Source organism: Actinomadura sp. WAC 06369, assembly GCF_003947565.1.
GTDB lineage: Bacteria > Actinomycetota > Actinomycetes > Streptosporangiales > Streptosporangiaceae > Spirillospora > Spirillospora rifamycini.
Map to the genome: position 1 here is coordinate 1 of NZ_QHJN01000006.1, position 17,496 is coordinate 17,496.

Consider the following 17,496-nt stretch of genomic DNA (forward strand, 5'->3'; position numbering starts at 1 on the left):
CCCGAGCCCCGAGCCCCGAGCCCCGAGCCGAGGACGCATGCACGACTGCGAACCCACACAGACACCCGACATCGACCACGCGGCGCTCCGGGCCAGGTACCTGGCCGAGCGCGACAAGCGGCTCCGTCCCGAGGGGCAGCGGCAGTACCTCGCCGCCGAGGGCGAGTTCGGGGACTACTACGACGCCGACCCCTACACGCCCGCCGCGCCCCGCGAACCGATCTCGGCCGACATCGAGGCGGCCGTCCTGGGCGGCGGCTTCGCGGGCCTCATCGCCGCGGCGCGGATCAAGCGGGCGGGCGTCGAGGACTGCCGGATCATCGAGCTCGGCGGCGACTTCGGCGGCGTCTGGTACTGGAACCGCTACCCCGGCATCCAGGTCGACACCGACAGCTACTGCTACCTGCCGCTGCTGGAGGAGACCGGCTACATGCCGGTGGAGAAGTACTCCTCCGGCCGGGAGTGCCTCGAGCACGCCCGCCGCATCGGCAGGCACTTCGGCCTCTACGACGGCGCGGTCTTCGGTACGAAGGTCGAGTCGATGCGGTGGGACGGGGAGATCCGGCGCTGGCGGATCGCCACGAACCGGGGCGACGACCTGCGGGCCCGCTTCGTCGTCATGTGCCAGGGGCCGTTCAACCGGCCGAAGCTCCCCGGCGTCCCCGGCATCACCGAGTTCGAGGGGCACATGTTCCACTCGGCGCGCTGGGACTACGCCTACACCGGCGGGGACATGGACGGCGGCATGGACGGCCTCGCCGGCAAGCGGGTCGCGATCGTCGGCACCGGCGCGTCCGGCATCGGCGTGATCCCGCACCTCGCGCGCTCGGCCGAGCACCTGTACGTCTTCCAGCGCACCCCGTCGTACATCCACGAGCGCGGCAACGCGAGGACCGATCCCGCATGGGTGAAGACGCTGGAGCCGGGCTGGCAGAAGGAGCGGCAGCGCAACTTCCACACCGCCGCTTTCGAGGCGTTCGCGCCCGGCCAGCCCGACCTGGTCTGCGACGGCTGGACCGAGGTCAGCCGGAACCTGGCCGCCCACCTGGACGCCACCGGCGGCTGGGACGCGCTCGCCGACCCGCGGACGTTCATGGAGCTCCGGGAGATCCAGGACTACCGGGCGATGCAGCGGATGCGCGACCGCGTCGACGAGATCGTCGACGACCCGGAGACGGCCGAGGCGCTGAAGCCCTACTACCGCTTCCTGTGCAAGCGCCCGGGCTTCAGCGACGACTACCTTCCGACCTTCAACCGCCCGAACGTCACCCTCGTGGACGTCTCGGGCAGCAAGGGCGTCGAGCGCATCACCCCCAAGGGCATCGTCGCCCGCGGCGTCGAGCACCAGGTCGACTGCATCGTCTTCGCCAGCGGCTTCGAGATCACCACCGACCTGGACCGGCGGCTCGCCATCGAGCCGTTCACCGGCCGGGACGGCCTGTCGCTCTACGACCACTGGTCCGGCGGCTACCGCACCCTGCACGGCATCACCAGCCACGGCTTTCCCAACCTGCTGTGGACCGGGTTCCTCCAGGGCGGCGTGACCGCCAGCACGACCGCGATGTTCGAGCAGCAGGCCGACCACATCGCCTACCTCATCGCCGAGACGCGGGCGCGCGGCGCGGCGACCCTCGAACCCACCGCCGAGGCGCAGGACGCGTGGTGCGCCACGATCCGCGACAACGCCATCGACAACGTGCGGTTCATCCGCGAATGCACGCCCGGCTACTACAACAACGAAGGCGAGCGGAACATCCGGTCGCACCTCGGCGAACCCTACGGGCCCGGCTTCTTCGCCATGGAGGAGCTGCTGCGGGCTTGGCGCGACGCGGGCGCCATGGACGGGCTCGTCCTGGACGGAAACGCGGACGGCGGGGCGGGCGGCCGATGACCGGCGGCGAGCTGAGATTCGACGGCCGCGTCGCCGTGGTCACCGGCGCGGGCCGGGGCCTCGGCCGCGCCTACGCGCTGCTGCTCGCGTCGCGCGGCGCGGCGGTCGTCGTCAACGACCCCGGCGGGACGATGCGCGGCGACGGCACCGACCCGGGGCCCGCCGCCGAGGTCGTCCGGGAGATCGAGGCCGCCGGGGGAGAGGCCGTCGCGTGCACCGCCTCCGTCGCGACGCCCGAGGGCGGCGCCGCGATCGTCGGGACGGCGCTCGACCGCTACGGCCGCGTCGACGCCCTGGTCCACAACGCCGGGAACCACCGGCCCGCGCCGCTCGCGGAGATGACGCACGAGGACCTCGACGCCGTCCTGGACGTCCACCTGCGCGGCGCGTTCAACGTCGTGCGGCCCGCGTTCCCCGCGATGCGCGACGCGGGCTACGGCCGCGTCGTGCTGACCTCGTCCATCGGCGGGCTGTACGGCAACCGCGGGGTCGCGAACTACGCCATGGCCAAGGCCGGCGTCATCGGCCTGTCCAACGTGGTCGCGCTCGAAGGCGCCGACGCCGGGGTGAAGTGCAACGTCGTCGTCCCCGCCGCGGTCACCCGGATGGCCGACGGCATCGACACCTCCGCCTACCCGCCCATGGGCCCGGACCTCGCGGCCCCGGCCGTGGGGTGGCTCGCGCACGAGTCGTGCTCGGTCACCGGCGAGATGCTGGTGGCGATCGCGGGCCGGGTGGCGCGGGCCTTCATCGCCGAGACGCCCGGCGAGTACCGGCCGTCCTGGACGGTCGAGCAGGTCGGCGAGCGGATCGGCGCGATCCGCGACACGGCCGCCCCGTGGATCCTGCCGGTCGTCCCGTCGGCGCACAACGACCACATCGCGAGGAGCTTCGCGATGGCCACGAAGGGAAGCGAGCATGCCGGTTAAGGTCTACGAGCGGATCCTGGACCTCTTCGAGGCCGAGGGCATCGACACGATCTTCGGCATCCCCGACCCGAACTTCGTGCACCTGTTCCACCTCGCCGAGGAGCGCGGCTGGAACGTCGTCGCGCCGCACCACGAGGCGTCCGCCGGGTTCATGGCCGAGGCGGTGGCGCGCATGACCGGCAAGGCCGCCGTGTGCATCGGCACGCTCGGCCCCGGCATGGCGAACATGGCCCCGGCCGTCCAGTGCGCCAAGGTCGAGAACTCGCCGGTGATCTTCCTCGGCGGGCAGCGCGCCCGCATCACCGAGCAGCGGGTCCGGCGCGGGCGCATCCAGTTCGTCAAGCAGTCCGGGCTGTTCGAGCCGTCGGTCAAGTACGCGGCCAGCATCGAGTACGCCGACCAGACCGACGAGATCGTCCGCGAGGCCCTGCGCAAGGCGCTGACCGGCACCCCCGGCCCGGCGTACATCGAGTACCCGGCCCACGTGATCCAGGAGGAGCTCGACGTCCCCCCGGCGGCGCCGCCCGAGCGGTACCGCCTGGTCGGCCAGACCGCGGGCGCCGAGCGGGTCGCCGAGGCGGCCCGGCTCATCGGCGCCGCGAAGCAGCCGGTCATCCTCGTCGGGCACGGCGTCCACACGTCCCGTTCCGGTGCGTCGGTCCGGGCCCTCGCGGAGAAGATGGCGTGCCCCGTCGTCCAGACGTCCGGCGGCACCTCCTACATCGCGGGCCTGGAGGACCGCACCTTCCCCTACGGCTTCTCCCCGTCGGCGGTCGACGCCGTCGTGAAGTCCGACCTGTGCCTCGCCCTCGGCACCGAACTCGGCGAGCCCGTCCACTACGGGCGCGGACGGCACTGGGCCGAGAACGAGGCGAACCGCACGTGGATCCTCGTGGAGCAGGACCCCGAGGCGATCGGCGTGAACCGCCCGATCGACGTGCCGCTCGTCGGCGACCTGCGCGCGGTCGTCCCGCAGCTCGCCGAGGCCCTCGGCGACACCCCCCGCGAGCCGTCCCCGGAACTCGCCGGCTGGATCAGGGAGGACGCCGAGCGGCTCGCCGGCCTCGCGGACTCCGCCCCGTCCGGCATGTCGCCCGTCCACCCGGCCCGCCTGGTCGTCGAGGCCACGAAGGTGTTCCCGGCGGACGGCATCATGGTCCGCGACGGCGGCGCCACGACCATCTTCCAGTGGACGTACTCGCAGGCCAAACCGCACGACGTCATCTGGAACCAGAACTTCGGCCACCTCGGCACCGGCCTGCCCTACGCCGTCGGCGCCTCCGTCGCGGACGGCGGGCGGCGCCCGGTCATGCTGGTCACCGGCGACTCGTCCTTCATGTTCCACATCACCGAACTGGAGACGGCGGCGCGGCTGAACCTGCCGCTCGTCTGCGTCGTGGCCGTCGACTACGCGTGGGGCCTGGAGGTCGGCGTCTACAAGCGCACCTTCGGGCAGGGGTCGCGGGAGACCGGCGTGCACTGGAGCACCGGCACCCGCCTCGACAAGGTCGGCGAGGGCTTCGGCTGCCACGGCGAGTACGTCGAGCGCGACGAGGACATCGCGCCCGCGATCAAGCGGGCGTTCGCGAGCGGGAGGACGGCGGTCGTCCACGTCGCGGTCGACCCGAAGGCGAACTCCGAGGAGATGCCGAGCTACGCCGAGTTCCGCACCTGGTACGCCGAGGGGATGCAGTGACCGACGTCCCGTGCAGCCCCCGGGAGAGAGAAGGCGAGTCATGCGCGAGTACCTGACGTTCTACATCGGGGGCCGGTGGACCGACCCGGCGGAGGACCGGACCCTGGACGTCGTCAACCCGGCGACCGAGGAGGTCTGCGGCCGGGTCGCCGCCGGGACGGCGGCCGACGTCGACCGCGCGGTCGCCGCCGCCCGGGACGCGTTCCCCGGCTGGTCGGCGTCCACCCGCGACGAGCGGCTGGACCTGCTGAACACGATCCTCGGCGAGTACCGGAAGCGGATCGGCGACCTCGCCGCGGCGCTCACCGAGGAGATGGGCGCGCCCGCCGCGCTCGCGGGCGGCTTCCAGGTGCAGCTCGGGCTCGGGCACCTGACGACCGCGATCGAACTCCTCGAAAGCTTCGTCTTCGAGGAGCAGCGCGGCGAGACGCTGATCGTCAAGGAGCCGATCGGCGTCTGCGGCCTGATCACCCCGTGGAACTGGCCGCTGAACCAGATCGCCGTCAAGGTGTTCCCCGCCCTGGCGACCGGCTGCACGATGGTGCTCAAGCCGTCCGAGAACTCGCCGTTCAGCGGGCAGGTCTTCGCCGAGATCCTGGACGCCGCCGGTGTCCCCGCGGGCGTCTTCAACCTCGTGCAGGGCGACGGTCCGGGGGTCGGCGCGCCGCTGTCCGCGCATCCCGGCGTCGACCTCGTGTCGTTCACCGGCTCGGTGCGCGCCGGGGTCGAGGTCGCGCGCAGCGCCGCGCCCGGCGTCAAGCGGGTGACCCAGGAACTGGGCGGCAAGGGCCCCAACATCGTGCTCGACGACGGCTCCCTCGCCGAGAACGTCGCGAAGGGCGTCGGCACGATGATGAACAACTCCGGGCAGACGTGCAGCGCCCCCTCGCGGATGCTGGTGCCGCGCGCCCGGATGGCCGAGGCGATCGACGCCGCCCGCGAGGCGGCGTCCGGCGTCACCGTCGGCGACCCCAACGGGGAGTTCGGCATCGGCCCCGTCGTCTCCGGTGCCCAGTTCGAGAAGATCCAGGCGCTGATCCGGAAGGGGATCGACGAGGGCGCGACCCTGGTCGCGGGCGGCACCGGCCGTCCGGACGGCCTCGACAAGGGCTTCTACGTCAAGCCCACGGTGTTCGCGGACGTCACCAACGACATGACCGTCGCCCGCGAGGAGATCTTCGGGCCGGTCCTCACCATCCTCGGCTACGACGACGTGGACCACGCGGTCGAGATCGCCAACGACACCGAGTACGGCCTGTCCGGTTTCGTGGCGGGCGAGGACCTCGCCCAGGCCCGCGCCGTCGCCCGCCGCATCCGCGCCGGATCCGTCGCGATCAACGACGGGTTCGACTTCCACGCCCCGTTCGGCGGCTACAAGAAGAGCGGCAACGGCCGCGAATGGGGCGAGTACGGCTTCCACGACTACCTGGAGGTCAAGAGCATCCTCGGCCACGGCCCCGCCTGACGGGCGCCCGCCGCGGGTGCGATCATGCGTCGCATGACGTCCAGTGCCCGGCGGCTGATCGACGCGGCCCGCCTCGCGCCGCCGCCCGGCCCGTTCGACTGGGAACGGGTCGGGCGGCGGCTCGGGACGCCCGTCCCCCGCGACTACCGCGACCTGCTCGACGCCGGTGGCGGCGGACTCTGGCTCGACTTCGTGAGGCTCCACGTCCCCGCGCCCGGCCCCGGCTTCGCCCACGTCGACCTCGAAGAGTCGGGGCGGGAGTTCGAGCAGCTCCAGGAGCTGTTCGAGGACGAGGTCGTCGCACCGCCCGACGACCTCGCCCCCGGCACCCGGCTGCTGCCCTGGGCCTCGACCGGCACGGGCGTCACGCTCTACTGGCAGGTCTCACCCGGCGCGGCGCCCGACACGTACCCGATCCGGATCTCGGACCGGAACGGCGACGTGTGGGAGACGCACGACCTGCTCACCACGGACCTCCTCCTGGACCTCGTCCAAGGTGAGGCACCCGGCAAGCTGCTCGACGAGTCATGGATGGACCGCCGCATACCCTTCAAGCCCTACACCCCCGAGTAGCGCGGCAAACGGGCCGCCCCCGACCATCAGAGGACGGCCCGCCCCGTGGTTCAGCGGACCCGGGAGAGGAAGGCCCTCCACTCCGCACGTGTCATCTCGAGGACCGGGGAAGTGGGGTCTGCTTTGGAGTCCCGTACCCCGATTGTGTCATCTGCGGTTCGAGCTACCTCGACGCATTCGCCGTTCGGATTGCTGTGGCTCGATTTGCGCCAGCCGGTGTGGTGCTTGGTCATACTTCCGATCCTGCCGCGTCGGTGAGCCGGTCGGCTACCCGGCTGAAGAAGGTGAGGCTGTCATCGGGGGACAGTGCGGCTTTCCGAACTCGCTCGTACAGCTCCGTATATGTAGCGATCTCGTTGCGCTTGCTCAGGACGATATCCGCGGTGACCGTGTCGATAACCGCCATCGCCGAGTCGCCAGGTTCGGGGAACGTGTAGAGGAAGAACGATGCTTGCGGCAGTAGCCCTCCGGGGATACGGACGTCGCTGGGGAGAACCTGGACGGTGATCCTTTCTTCGGCGGCGACCATGGCGATGAGGTGGCGGAGTTGGGCGGCCATGACCGGGGGCGGGACCGCGAGCCGGTGGATCATGGTTTCGTCGAGCACCGCGTCGTAGGTGGGGCCGTCCGCTGAGAGCAGCCGTCTCTGGCGGTGCTCCCGGGCCTCGGCCATGCGCTCGGGCCGGTAGGCGAGCGTTCCCTGGCAGGCGTCGAGTTCGACGAGGGCGTCGATGAACTCGGGTGTCTGCAAGACGGCGGGCATGCCCGTCTGGTTGTAGCTGCGGATGCTGTCGGCGCCGGCCTCCAGATCGGCGTAGAGCTTCTGCCGTGGGCCCATGGACTCGCCGAAGCGGTCCCACCAGTGCTTCTCACCGGCGTCGCGGGCGAGGCGGACGAGCCGGTCGCGCTTGGCGTCGGTGACCTCGAGCGCGTCGAGGATGTCCATGATGTCGTGGAGGTCGGGGCGGATCTGCGCGTTCTCCAGACGCGTGATCTTGGTTCGGGACTGGTAGATGAGCCGCCCGACGTCGTCGGTGGTCATCTCCCGTGCTTCGCGGACCTTCCGGAGTTCGGCGGCCAGCCGACGGCGGCGTACGTAGGGGCTATGCAAGATCGCCTCCCAAGTGCCGGGGGAACTACTGAGTGCATTGGCTGGTAACTCTTTGAAGTTGTCTTTGTCGGCAATGTAACGCCGTTCGTTGTTCGGAGTGCGGAGTACGCGCAGGTCGGCGGGTCGTGGGCGAAATTCGCACGTGCGGATCCGGCACGTGCGGAACCGAAATGTGCCGGAGCCGCACATGCCCATCGGTCACGTGAGTGGACGGCCTGTGCGAATCGGCGCCCGTGGACGGATTTCTCGTGCTCGGGTGGTGACCGGCTGTGACGATGGGCTCGTGGAAGAAGGGGTGACCCGATGGATCCGCAACATCGTCTCCACCCGTGAACCGAGGTGATCGATCATGTCTCCGTCGCCGTCTCTCGAAGCCGGGCCCGCGCCGCTGCGCTGGCGGCGCTCGTTCCCCGGCGGTCCCGAGCAGGCCCGCGCGGTCCGGCGGTTCGTCGGCTGCCTGCTGGCCGACTGCCCGTACCTGGACGACGTCCTGCTCGCCGCCGACGAACTCGTCGTGAACGCGCTCCGGCACACCCGGTCCGGGCAGTGCGGCGGCCGGTTCGCCGTCGAGCTGGCGCACGGGCGGGACGGCGTCCGCGTCGCCGTCACCGACCAGGGCGGGCCGGGCGAGCCGGTGTGCCGGACCGCCGGCGACCTGGACGAGTCCGGGCGCGGCCTGCACACCATCGCCCTCCTCGCCGCGAGCTGGACCTGGTGCGGCGACGACCGGGGCCGCACGGTGTCGGCGGTGTTCGCGGGGGAGTGGTCGGCGTGAGGGGCCCGGTGGCGTGGACCCACGACCAGGTCCATCGGCGGGTCCGCTCCGCGATGGCGGCCGCGATGCGCGCGGACGACCGGGCCGTCGAGAGGTTCGCGGCCGGGGCGGGCCTCGACCCGCACACCCGGGCGTTCGTCCTGGAGGCGCGGCGGCTCACGCTGGCGTGCACGGCCGCGCTGACGTGCGTCCTGTCGGCGCACCGGCCCGGCGGCGGCCCGGACGGCGCGCCGATCTGCCGGGGGTGCGGGACGGCCGAGTGCCGGACGCTGCACGGGGTCGCGGACGTCCTCGCCGCGTACGCGGTCCGTCCGGCGCCCGTCGACCGGGCGGAGGCGTGGCGGCGGGCGGACGCCTGCCTCGGCGGGCGGCCGGTGCCGCTGTCGGTCGAGGAGTTCCGGGACGGCTTCATCGTGCGGCCCGCCGAGGTCGCGGCCGACGACCTCGGCCCCGTGCTGGTCGTGGACCGCGACACGGGCGCGCTGAGCCGGTGGCCCGCGATGCCGTCCGGGCTGCTTGCCCGCGAGTACGAGCGCTACCGGGAGCCGAATCAGGGATCGCGCGGGTAGGGACCGTCGTTGCGGGTGCCGCGTCCGATGAGTTCGCGGCTCCCGGCCGGTCGACCCCGTGACAGCCCAGGAAAGGACACCGCCATGTCAGAGCTTCTCGTCGACTTCATCACCTCCCTCGACGGCTACGCGTCGGGAGAGGGGTGGCCCGGATTCTGGGGCCTGGAGGGGCCGGAGTACCTCGCGTGGCTCGGCGAGCAGCCCGAGGTCACGTACCTGATGGGAGCGAACACCTACCGTCTGATGTCGGGCTTCGCCGCCGGGGAGGTCCCGGCCGGGCAGGACGAGTTCCGGCCCGAGGAAGAGCAGTCCGTCGACGAGCTCACGCGGGCGTCCAAGGTGGTGTTCTCCTCCTCGCTCGACGAGCCGCTGGCGTGGGCCAACTGCACGCTCGTCCGGGAAGACGCCGTCGAGGCCGTCCGCGCCATGAAGTCGAGCGGCTCCGGGCCGCTCAGCACGATCGGCAGCCTGAGCCTGTGCCGGTCCCTGCTCCGGGCCGGGCTCGTCGACCGCTTCCGGGTCGTGATGTTCCCGGTGATCACCGGGGCCACGGGCGCGGAACGCATCTACGACGGCTATCCGGACGTCGCCCTCGAGATGATCGGGCACCGCACCTTCGACGGCGGCATCCAGCTGGTCGAGTACAAGCCGCGAGTGCTGGAGCACCCGCCGCTCGGTGCCCCCGCGTGACGTCGCCCCGGCCGCCGCTCAGAATCCTCGTTTCCGGATGGCGTGCGCCGCACGCTCCAGGTCCTCCCGGAAGTCGGGGTGGGCGATGGCGACCAGGCGGCGGGCGCGTTCGGCGAGGCCGCGGCCTTTGAGTTCGGCGGCGCCGAACTCGGTGACGACGACGTCCACGTCGCTGCGCGCCGTGGTGACCGGGCCGGACAGGGCGGCGGTGATCCGGCTGACCGTGCCGCCCCGGGCGGTGGCGGGCAGCGCGGTGACGGCGCGCCCGCCCCGCGAGCGCGCCCCGGCGCGGACGAAGTCGACCTGGCCGCCGGTGCCGCCGACGTAGGACGCGCCGCTCTGCTCCGCGTTCACCTGGCCGGTCAGGTCGACCTCCATCGCCGAGTTGATCGTGACGAGGCCGTCCAGGCGCGCGAGGACGCCCGCGTCGTGCGTGTACGACGCGGGGGTCATACGGATCAGCGGGTTGTCGTGCGCGAACGCGTAGAGCCGGGCGGTGCCGATGAGCGCGCCCGTGACCGAGACGCCCCGGTCGATCGGCTTGCGCGCGTTGGTGACGGCGCCCGCCTCGATCAGCTCGACCAGGCCGTCGCCGAGCATCCCGGAGTGCACGCCGAGGTCGCGGCGGTCGCGCAGCAGCCGCAGCAGCGCGTCGGGGACGGCGCCGACGCCGGTCTGCACGACCGCGCCGTCCCCGATGTAGGCGGCGGCGTGCGCCGCGATGGCCTCGTCGGTCGCGGTGATCCGCGCGGGCGGCACCTCGACCGGCGGGCGCGACACGTGCACGGCGACGTCGATCTCGGACGCGTGGAGGAGTTCGCCGCGCGTGAAGGGGACCCGGTCGTTCACCTCGGCGACGACGACACGGGCTTTCGCGACCGCGGCCCGCACGTGGTCGGTGATGAGCCCGAAGCTGTGGTTCCCGTCCCCGTCGGGCGGGCTGACCTGGACGAACGCGGCGTCGCACCCGATGGCGCCCGCCTCGATCAGCGGGCCGACCTGGCTGACGTGGCACGGGACGACCGTCAGCCGGTGCGCCTTGCTGAGCGAGCGCAGCGCGCCGATCGCGCCCATGCTGGACACCGCGAACGACTCCGCCGCGTCCGGCGTGAGCAGCCCGGAGAAGCTCGTCGCGATGAAGAGCGACAGGCCGCCGATGCCGCGGCCCTGCTCGATGAGCGCCGCGATCAGCGACGTCGGCTCGCCGCACGCCTGCCCGGCGACGATGCGGTCGCCGGGCCGCAGGACCGCCGCGAGGTCGAGGTCGCGGACGTCCCCGACCGTCCTCACGTCCGTTCCCCGGCGGCCAGCAGCGCCCGCGCGCGGGCCAGGTGCGGGCGGTCGAGCATCGCGCCCCGGTGCGCGACGACGCCCGCGCCGGGGGCGGCCTCGAACAGCCCGACGATCTCGCGGGCCTCCGCGAGTTCGTCCTCCGTCGGGGCGAACGCCTCGTTGATCACCGGGACCTGGTCGGGGTGGATGGCGAGCATGCCGCGGAAGCCGTCCCGGCGGACCCGCGCGGCCCGCGCCCGCAGCCCGTCCAGGTCGCGGAAGTCGCCCTGGATGGTCTCGATCGGCGCGACCCCGGCGGCGGCCGCGCCGAGCAGGCACAGGCTGCGCGCCAGCTCGTAGGTGAACGCGTACGCGCCGTCGGGGGCGCGGTTCCCGCTCGCGCCCACGGCGTCGGCGAGGTCCTCGGCGCCCCACGTCATGGCCGCGAGCCGCGGCGCGCCCTGGTAGGTGCCGGTGGTGAACATGCCCTCGGCGGTCTCGGTCACGAGGGCGATGACGCGGGTCGTCCCGCGCTCGGTCCCGGCGGCCGTCTCCAGCGCGGACAGGTAGTGGTCGAGGGTCTCCGCGTCCGCGCGTCCCCGCGCCTTGGGCAGCATGACGCCGCCCGGCCGGGACGGGACGACCGCCGCGAGGTCGGCGAGGGCGTGCGGGCCGTCGAGCGGGTTGATCCGCACCCACAGCCGCCCCCGCTCGTCCTCGGGGCGGGCCGCGAGGAAGGCCGCGACCGCCGCACGGGCCGCGGGTTTCGCCTCCTCGGCCACGGCGTCCTCCAGGTCGAGCAGGACGACGTCCGCCGCGCCCGCGGCGGCCTTCTCCATCTTCCGCTCGCTGTCGCCCGGGGCGAACAGCCAGGAACGTGCGCCGAACATGCGTGCTCCGTCTCCTAGGTACGACGTCTCCTCAGTACGACCTGGGCAGGCCGAGGACCTTCTCCGACAGGAAGTTCAGGATCATGTGGGGGCTGACCGGCGCGGTGCGCGGGATGAGGATCTCCCGCAGGTAGCGCTCGACGTGGTACTCCTGCGCGTAGCCCATGCCGCCGAGCGTCAGCATCGCGGTGTGGCACGCCTCGAAGCCGGCCTCGGCGGCCAGGTACTTGCCGGCGTTCGCCTCCACGCCGCAGTCCAGGCCCTTGTCGAACATCGCGGCGGCCTTCATCACCATCAGGTTCGCGGCCTCCAGCTGCGCCCAGCACTTCGCGAGCGGGTGCGCGATGCCCTGGTTCATCCCGATCGGACGGTCGAACACGACGCGCTCGTTCGCGTAGCGGGCGGCGCGGTGGACCGCCGCGCGGCCGAGCCCGACGGCCTCGGCGGCGAGCAGGATCCGCTCCGGGTTGAGGCCGTGCAGGATGAGCTCGAAGCCGTCGCCCTCCGCCCCGATGCGGTCCTCCTCCGGGACCCACAGGTCGGTGAGGAACAGCATGTTGGAGTCGACGGCGTGCCGCCCCATCTTGTCGATCTTGCGGACCTCGGTCTTCGACCGGTCGAGGTCGGTGAAGAACAGCGACAGCCCGTCCGTCCTGCGCTCCACCCGGTCGAGCGGCGTGGTGCGGGCGAGCAGCATCATCTTGTCCGCGACCTGCGCGACGGAGATCCAGATCTTCTCGCCGTTCACCAGGTAGCCGCCGTCGCGGCGCTCCGCGCGGGTCCGCAGCCGGGTCGTGTCGAGCCCGGCGTCGGGCTCGGTCACCGCGAAGCAGATGCGGTGGTCCCCGGCGAGCACCGGCGGGATCATCCGCCGCCGCTGCTCCCCGGTGCCGAACAGGTTCACCGGCTGCATGCTGAACACCGGGCCGTGGACGCTCGACGCGGCCGCCATGCCGCCGCCGGACTCGGCGACCGCCTGCATCATGACGGCCGCCTCGGCGATGCCGAGCCCGGCGCCGCCGACGTCCTCCGGCATCGCGACGCCCAGCCAGCCGGACTCCGCCATCGACGCGTGGAAGTCGTGCGGGAACACGCCCTCGCGGTCGCGGCGGAGCCAGTACTCGTCGGGGAACCGCGCGCAGTGCTCCAGCACGGCCTCGCGGATGCGGCGCTGGTCGTCGGTGAGCGTGAAGTCCATGCGTCTCCCTGGTCGGTGGGGCGGGGCGGTCAGGCGGGGCCGGGGCCGAGTCCGTCCAGGACCTCCGCGGTGTGGGCGCCGAGCCGGGGCGCGGGCCCGGCGACCCGGCCGGGCGTCCGGGAGAACCGGGCCGGGGCGCCGGGGAAGCGGACCGGCCCGTTCGGCGTCTCGACCGTCTCGAAGAACCCGGCCGCGTTCAGGTGCGGGTTGTCGAAGAGCTCGTCGAGGGTGCGGACGGGCGCGGCCGGGATGTCGAGCGACCGCAGCAGTCCGAGCCATTCGCCCGTCGTCCGCTCGCGGAACGTCTTCTCCAGCAGCGCGTAGACGGTGTCGATCTGCTCCGCGCGCCGTTCGAGGGTGGCGAACCGCTCGTCCGCCCACGCCGGGCGCACCGCCCCGACGAACGCCGCCCACTGCTTGTCGTTGTAGACGAGCGCGGACACGTGCCCGTCCTTCGTGCGGTACGGCCTGCGGTTCGGCGCCAGCGCCCGCGGGTACCCGGCGGGGCCGAGCGGAGGGTCGAACATCGCGCCGTTGGCGTGCTCCACCAGCATGAACGCCGCCATGGTCTCGAACATGGCGACCTCGACCTCCTGGCCCTCGCCCGTCCGCTCCCGGTGGAACAGCGCCGCCATGGTCGCGTAGAGCGCGGTCATCCCGGCGACCTTGTCCGCCAGGATCGTGGCCGCGTACCCGGGCTCGCCCGCCAGCGCCTCCTGCGCCGACGGCAGGCCGCACTCCGCCTGGATGGTGTCGTCGTAGGCGGGCAGGCCCGCGTCCGGGCCGCTCCGCCCGTAGCCGTAGCAGTTGGTGTAGACGATGGACGGGTTGAGGGCCGCGACGTCCGCGTACCCGAACCCGAGCGCGGCGATGGCCCGCCCGCGCATCGAGTGGACGAACACGTCGCTCGTCCGGACGAGGCGGCGCAGCGCGTCGGCGCCCTCGGGGGTGCGCAGGTCGAGGACGACGCCGCGCTTGCCGCGGTTCACGTTGACGAAGACGCCCGACATGCCGGGCTCGGGCCCGACCGAGATGTAGCGGGTGTCGTCCCCCGCGGGCGGCTCGACCTTGACGACGTCCGCGCCCATGTCGGCCATGAGCTGCGTGCAGTAGGGGCCCATGACCATCGACGTCAGGTCGACGACGCGCACCCCGGACAGCGGGCCTGTGTGCTTCATCCTGCGAGCCTCCGCGGCGGTCTCGGCCGGAACGGTCCCGATCCGGGCTAAAAGTAGAATACTTGTAAGGATAGTGATATCAACATCGGGTGAGCAGCAGCCGGACGATCGCTCGGGTCCTGGACGCCGCACTCGCGGAGCGTCCGCACGCCACCGCCGTCGAGGCCGCCTCCGGCGCCTGGACCTACGCCGACCTGGACGACCGGGCGCGCCGCGCCGCGGGCGCGCTGCGGTCCCTCGGGGTGCGGCCAGGCGACCGGGTCGCGGCCTGCCTGCCCAACGACCTCGACATCGTCGCCGCCTTCCACGGCGCGCAGCGGATCGGCGCGATCTGGGCGGGCATCGGGGAGGCCCTCGCCGAAGCCGAGCAGCGCGACCTGCACGACCTCTGCGACCCCGCCGTCGTGCTGGCCGGTCCGCGCTGCGCCCTCACCGCGCCGACCCGGGTCGACCCCGACCGCTGGGCCGGCCTCCTGGAGCGCGGCGCGGAGGCGCCCCCGGCCGAGGCGGACGCCGACGCGCCCGCGGGCATCGCGTTCACCAGCGGGACGTCCGGACGCCCGAAGGCGGTCGTGCACAGCCACCGCACCCTGCTGCTGCCCGGCCGGGCCCTCGTCGAGACCCGCGGGTGGGGCCCCGAGCTGCGCAAGGGCGACAGCTTCCCGCTGACGATCCTCAACCTCATGGTGCTGTCGACGCTGCTCACCGCGCAGGCGGGCGGCTGCTCGGTCGTGATGGACCGGCGCGACGCCGACGGCATCGCCGCCTGGATCGCCGGGCACCGCGTCACGGTGTGGAACGCCGCCCCCGCGCAGCTCTACGACCTCGCCCGGCGCCCCGACCTCGACCTCTCCGCGCTGCGCGAGGTGTGGAGCGGCGGCGGCGACACCCCCGACGCGGTGCGGCGCGCGTTCGCCGCGACGCACGGGATCGTCCCGCGCGCCACCTACGGGCTGACCGAAGCGCCGACCGTCGTCTCGATCGACCCGCCGGGGGAGGAGTGGCGCCCCCGCGCCAGCGGCCGGACGCTCCCGTACCTCGACGTCGCCGCGTACGGCGACGACGGCGGGCGGCTGCCGCCGGGCGGGCTCGGCGAGCTGAGGCTGAGCCCGGTCACCGGCGGCCCGTGGGCGGGCGCGTGGCGGCCGATGCTCGGGCACTGGGCGGACGGCGGCGTCCGCCCGCCCGCCCCCGGCCCCGTCCCGACCGGCGACATCGGGACGGTCGACGGCGACGGCTGGGTGACGGTCCTCGACCGCAAGAAGCTCGTCATCGTCCGGGGCGGCGCGAACGTCTACCCGCTCGAAGTGGAGCGGGTGCTCGGCGCGCACCCGGACGTCGGCCGGGTCGCGGTGTGCGGGGTGCCCGACGACCGCCTCGGGCAGCGGGTGGCCGCCGTCCTGGAGGGCACCGGCCCCCCGCCCGACGTCGCGGCGCTCGCCGGCGCCTGCCGCGCCGAACTCGCGCCGTACAAGGTGCCGGAAATCTGGGTCAGGGTCGAGACCCTGCCGGTGAACGCGATGGGCAAGGTGCAGCGTGCCGGGCTGCCCGACCTGGTCGAACGGCACCGCGAGGCGGGAGCGCACACGTGGACGGGCCGGTGAGCGGGCCCGGCGGGGCCGCCGCGCGGATGTTCGGGCTCGACGGCCGCGTCGCGATCGTGACCGGGGCGTCGTCCGGGCTGGGCGCGGCGGTGGCCGAGGCGCTCGCCGCGCTCGGCGCCCGGGTCGCCGCGGTCGCCCGCCGCCGCGACCGGCTCGACGCGCTCGCCGCGCGGACCGGCGGGCTCGCCGTCGCCTGCGACCTGTCCGACCCGTCGCGCGCCGGGTCCGTCGTCGCGGCGGCGGCCGAAGGGCTCGGGCCGCCGGAGATCCTCGTCAACGCGGCCGGGAGCATGTTCACCGAGGAGCGCGCCGAGGCCGAGCCGCTCGACGCCGTCCGCCGCACCCTGGACCTCAACCTCGTCGCGCCGATGGCGCTCGCGCAGGCGTGCTTCCCGCACATGCGGGACGCGGGCCGCGGGACGATCGTCAACGTCTCGTCCATCAGCGGCCGGGTCGGCGTGCCCGGCATCCCCCAGGCGTCCTACGCGGCGAGCAAGGCGGGGCTGTCGGGGCTGACGGCGGAGCTGGCGGTGCAGTGGGCGCGGCACTCGATCCGGGTGAACACGGTCGCGCCCGGGTTCTTCCGCAGCGAGATCACCGGCCCGCTCTACGGCAGCGAGCGCGGCGCGGAGTACCTGCGCCGGAACACGCCGCTGCCGAAGGAGGGCGCCCCGGACGACGTCGTCGGCGCCGTCGTCTGGCTCGCCGGGGACGCCGGGAGCTACGTCACGGGGCAGACGATCGTCGTCGACGGGGGCTGGACCGCGCGCTAGACGCGGGTGCCGCGGCTGGCCTGCATCGCCTGGCGGGCCTGCGCCGACGACGCGTTGACGACGTCGTCGTCGAACCGGTCCAGGAGCAGCTCCTGCGTCGCGGCCACGTGCGCGCGGGCGAGCCGCCCGGCCTCCCGGTGGCGCCCGGCGGCGATCTCGTCGCGGATGCGGCCGTGGACGCCGACGACGCTCTCCGCCTCCTCGCGGGACGGGTACTCGCCGCGGCGGGTCAGCGCCTCGGCCCACGTCACCTCCTGCGCCGACCACAGCGCGACGAGGCTGCTGACGATGTACCGGACCGTCGCGTTCGGCGTGAACGACACCAGCAGGTCGTGGAACTCCCGGGCCGTGCGGGTGAAGGCGAGGCCGTCGCCGACCAGCGCGCGGGAGGCGTCGATGTTGGCGGTCAGCGCGGGGACGACCGCCTCCCCGCGGTCGGGGCGGCGGGCGCACTCGGCGGCGCACATCGGCTCCAGCGTCTGCAGCCCCTCGGCGAGGTCGCGCAGCGTGACCCGCCCGCCCTGGAGGACGAGGCCGAGATGGTACGCGGCGGACGCGCCGTCCGGGCGGTGCACCTCGGCGCCGCCGACGTTGCCGCGCCGGACGGTCACCAGGCCCTCGGTCTCGAGGATGCGCAGCGCCTCGCGGACGGAGGGGTAGCTGACGCCGAACTCCTGGACGAGCTGGTCCTGGGTGGGCAGCCGGTACGAGTCGTCCCCGGCGAGGATCCGGCCGCGCAGTTCGTCGGCGACGGTCTCGGCGATGCGGCGCTGCGGGACGCGGGTCTGTCGGATGGGCGTCACGCAGTCCGCTCCTCGGGATCCCAATGCATGCCGCGAGTATAGTGTCCGGCACTGGATTGCGAGTATTGCAATCCTTATA

At 73.3% G+C, this 17,496-nt stretch carries 17 protein-coding genes; 10 read left to right on the top strand and 7 right to left on the bottom strand.

The window, feature by feature from the left end:
• Positions 1-37: 37 nt before the first annotated feature.
• The 5 genes from DMH08_RS02395 to DMH08_RS02415 are packed head-to-tail and all read left to right on the top strand — an operon-like array spanning position 38 to position 6,554.
• Entirely contained in the window at positions 38-1,891 is a 1,854-nt protein-coding gene (locus tag DMH08_RS02395) for a flavin-containing monooxygenase (RefSeq protein WP_125611371.1), read from the top strand.
• Positions 1,888-2,820, top strand: coding sequence for an SDR family NAD(P)-dependent oxidoreductase (locus DMH08_RS02400; protein WP_026402014.1), 933 nt, complete (start codon positions 1,888-1,890; stop codon positions 2,818-2,820). Before DMH08_RS02395 ends, DMH08_RS02400 begins: the two co-directional genes overlap by 4 nt.
• The gene (locus DMH08_RS02405) at positions 2,810-4,516 is read left to right on the top strand and encodes a thiamine pyrophosphate-binding protein (RefSeq protein WP_125611373.1); all 1,707 of its coding nucleotides are present in this window, start codon (positions 2,810-2,812) and stop codon (positions 4,514-4,516) included. The genes DMH08_RS02400 and DMH08_RS02405 overlap by 11 nt, the downstream gene beginning before the upstream one ends.
• 40 nt (positions 4,517-4,556) lie before the next feature.
• The gene (locus DMH08_RS02410) at positions 4,557-5,981 is read left to right on the top strand and encodes an aldehyde dehydrogenase family protein (protein ID WP_125611375.1); all 1,425 of its coding nucleotides are present in this window, start codon (positions 4,557-4,559) and stop codon (positions 5,979-5,981) included.
• Between the two features lie 33 nt (positions 5,982-6,014).
• Positions 6,015-6,554: a hypothetical protein gene (locus DMH08_RS02415; RefSeq protein WP_125611377.1), complete on the top strand. Its 540-nt coding sequence runs from the start codon at positions 6,015-6,017 to the stop codon at positions 6,552-6,554.
• A 50-nt stretch (positions 6,555-6,604) separates the two neighbouring features.
• Here DMH08_RS02415 and DMH08_RS02420 read toward each other — a convergent pair whose 3' ends face one another.
• Both DMH08_RS02420 and DMH08_RS02425 read right to left on the bottom strand, forming a co-directional pair.
• Positions 6,605-6,787, bottom strand: coding sequence for a DUF397 domain-containing protein (locus tag DMH08_RS02420; protein WP_125611379.1), 183 nt, complete (start codon positions 6,785-6,787; stop codon positions 6,605-6,607).
• Positions 6,784-7,665 (bottom strand): helix-turn-helix domain-containing protein, encoded by an 882-nt coding sequence (locus DMH08_RS02425; RefSeq protein WP_125611381.1) that lies wholly within the window; start codon positions 7,663-7,665, stop codon positions 6,784-6,786. Before DMH08_RS02425 ends, DMH08_RS02420 begins: the two co-directional genes overlap by 4 nt.
• A gap of 349 nt (positions 7,666-8,014) precedes the next feature.
• Here DMH08_RS02425 and DMH08_RS02430 point away from each other — a divergent pair, with 349 nt between their 5' ends.
• The 3 genes from DMH08_RS02430 (at position 8,015) to DMH08_RS02440 (ending at position 9,699) form a co-directional block, all read left to right on the top strand.
• Positions 8,015-8,440 (top strand): ATP-binding protein, encoded by a 426-nt coding sequence (locus DMH08_RS02430; RefSeq protein WP_051300532.1) that lies wholly within the window; start codon positions 8,015-8,017, stop codon positions 8,438-8,440.
• On the top strand, positions 8,437-9,009 hold the full coding sequence (locus tag DMH08_RS02435) for a hypothetical protein (protein WP_125611383.1): 573 nt from the start codon (positions 8,437-8,439) through the stop codon (positions 9,007-9,009). The genes DMH08_RS02430 and DMH08_RS02435 overlap by 4 nt, the downstream gene beginning before the upstream one ends.
• 84 nt (positions 9,010-9,093) lie before the next feature.
• Entirely contained in the window at positions 9,094-9,699 is a 606-nt protein-coding gene (locus DMH08_RS02440; protein ID WP_026402020.1) for a dihydrofolate reductase family protein, read from the top strand.
• Between the two features lie 18 nt (positions 9,700-9,717).
• Here DMH08_RS02440 and DMH08_RS02445 read toward each other — a convergent pair whose 3' ends face one another.
• The 4 genes from DMH08_RS02445 to DMH08_RS02460 are packed head-to-tail and all read right to left on the bottom strand — an operon-like array spanning position 9,718 to position 14,237.
• Complete coding sequence (locus tag DMH08_RS02445; protein ID WP_125611385.1) at positions 9,718-10,989, bottom strand: acetyl-CoA hydrolase/transferase family protein; 1,272 nt, start codon at positions 10,987-10,989, stop codon at positions 9,718-9,720.
• Positions 10,986-11,861 carry an HpcH/HpaI aldolase/citrate lyase family protein gene (locus DMH08_RS02450; protein ID WP_125611387.1) on the bottom strand — a complete coding sequence of 292 codons (876 nt, stop codon included), beginning with the start codon at positions 11,859-11,861 and terminating at the stop codon, positions 10,986-10,988. The genes DMH08_RS02445 and DMH08_RS02450 overlap by 4 nt, the downstream gene beginning before the upstream one ends.
• 31 nt (positions 11,862-11,892) lie before the next feature.
• Entirely contained in the window at positions 11,893-13,059 is a 1,167-nt protein-coding gene (locus DMH08_RS02455) for an acyl-CoA dehydrogenase family protein (RefSeq protein ID WP_026402023.1), read from the bottom strand.
• 29 nt (positions 13,060-13,088) lie between these two features.
• Positions 13,089-14,237 (bottom strand): CaiB/BaiF CoA transferase family protein, encoded by a 1,149-nt coding sequence (locus DMH08_RS02460; protein ID WP_026402024.1) that lies wholly within the window; start codon positions 14,235-14,237, stop codon positions 13,089-13,091.
• 89 nt (positions 14,238-14,326) lie between these two features.
• Here DMH08_RS02460 and DMH08_RS02465 point away from each other — a divergent pair, with 89 nt between their 5' ends.
• The gene (locus tag DMH08_RS02465) at positions 14,327-15,841 is read left to right on the top strand and encodes a class I adenylate-forming enzyme family protein (protein ID WP_125611389.1); all 1,515 of its coding nucleotides are present in this window, start codon (positions 14,327-14,329) and stop codon (positions 15,839-15,841) included.
• Positions 15,826-16,614 (top strand): SDR family NAD(P)-dependent oxidoreductase, encoded by a 789-nt coding sequence (locus tag DMH08_RS02470; protein WP_199747580.1) that lies wholly within the window; start codon positions 15,826-15,828, stop codon positions 16,612-16,614. The genes DMH08_RS02465 and DMH08_RS02470 overlap by 16 nt, the downstream gene beginning before the upstream one ends.
• On the opposite strand, the gene DMH08_RS02475 is transcribed toward DMH08_RS02470, so the two are convergent.
• A complete protein-coding gene (locus tag DMH08_RS02475) occupies positions 16,611-17,417 on the bottom strand; it encodes a FadR/GntR family transcriptional regulator (protein ID WP_125611391.1) in 807 nt (268 codons plus the stop codon). The genes DMH08_RS02470 and DMH08_RS02475 overlap by 4 nt on opposite strands.
• Between the last annotated feature and the right edge of the window lie 79 nt (positions 17,418-17,496).

Bases quoted from the DNA above. Each gene is read 5' to 3' on its own strand.
- DMH08_RS02395 (WP_125611371.1), top strand. From the start codon at position 38: ATGCACGACTGCGAACCCACACAGACACCCGACATCGACCACGCGGCG.
- DMH08_RS02400 (WP_026402014.1), top strand. From the start codon at position 1,888: ATGACCGGCGGCGAGCTGAGATTCGACGGCCGCGTCGCCGTGGTCACC.
- DMH08_RS02405 (WP_125611373.1), top strand. From the start codon at position 2,810: ATGCCGGTTAAGGTCTACGAGCGGATCCTGGACCTCTTCGAGGCCGAG.
- DMH08_RS02410 (WP_125611375.1), top strand. From the start codon at position 4,557: ATGCGCGAGTACCTGACGTTCTACATCGGGGGCCGGTGGACCGACCCG.
- DMH08_RS02415 (WP_125611377.1), top strand. From the start codon at position 6,015: ATGACGTCCAGTGCCCGGCGGCTGATCGACGCGGCCCGCCTCGCGCCG.
- DMH08_RS02420 (WP_125611379.1), bottom strand. From the start codon at position 6,787: ATGACCAAGCACCACACCGGCTGGCGCAAATCGAGCCACAGCAATCCG.
- DMH08_RS02430 (WP_051300532.1), top strand. From the start codon at position 8,015: ATGTCTCCGTCGCCGTCTCTCGAAGCCGGGCCCGCGCCGCTGCGCTGG.
- DMH08_RS02440 (WP_026402020.1), top strand. From the start codon at position 9,094: ATGTCAGAGCTTCTCGTCGACTTCATCACCTCCCTCGACGGCTACGCG.
- DMH08_RS02450 (WP_125611387.1), bottom strand. From the start codon at position 11,861: ATGTTCGGCGCACGTTCCTGGCTGTTCGCCCCGGGCGACAGCGAGCGG.
- DMH08_RS02455 (WP_026402023.1), bottom strand. From the start codon at position 13,059: ATGGACTTCACGCTCACCGACGACCAGCGCCGCATCCGCGAGGCCGTG.
- DMH08_RS02460 (WP_026402024.1), bottom strand. From the start codon at position 14,237: ATGAAGCACACAGGCCCGCTGTCCGGGGTGCGCGTCGTCGACCTGACG.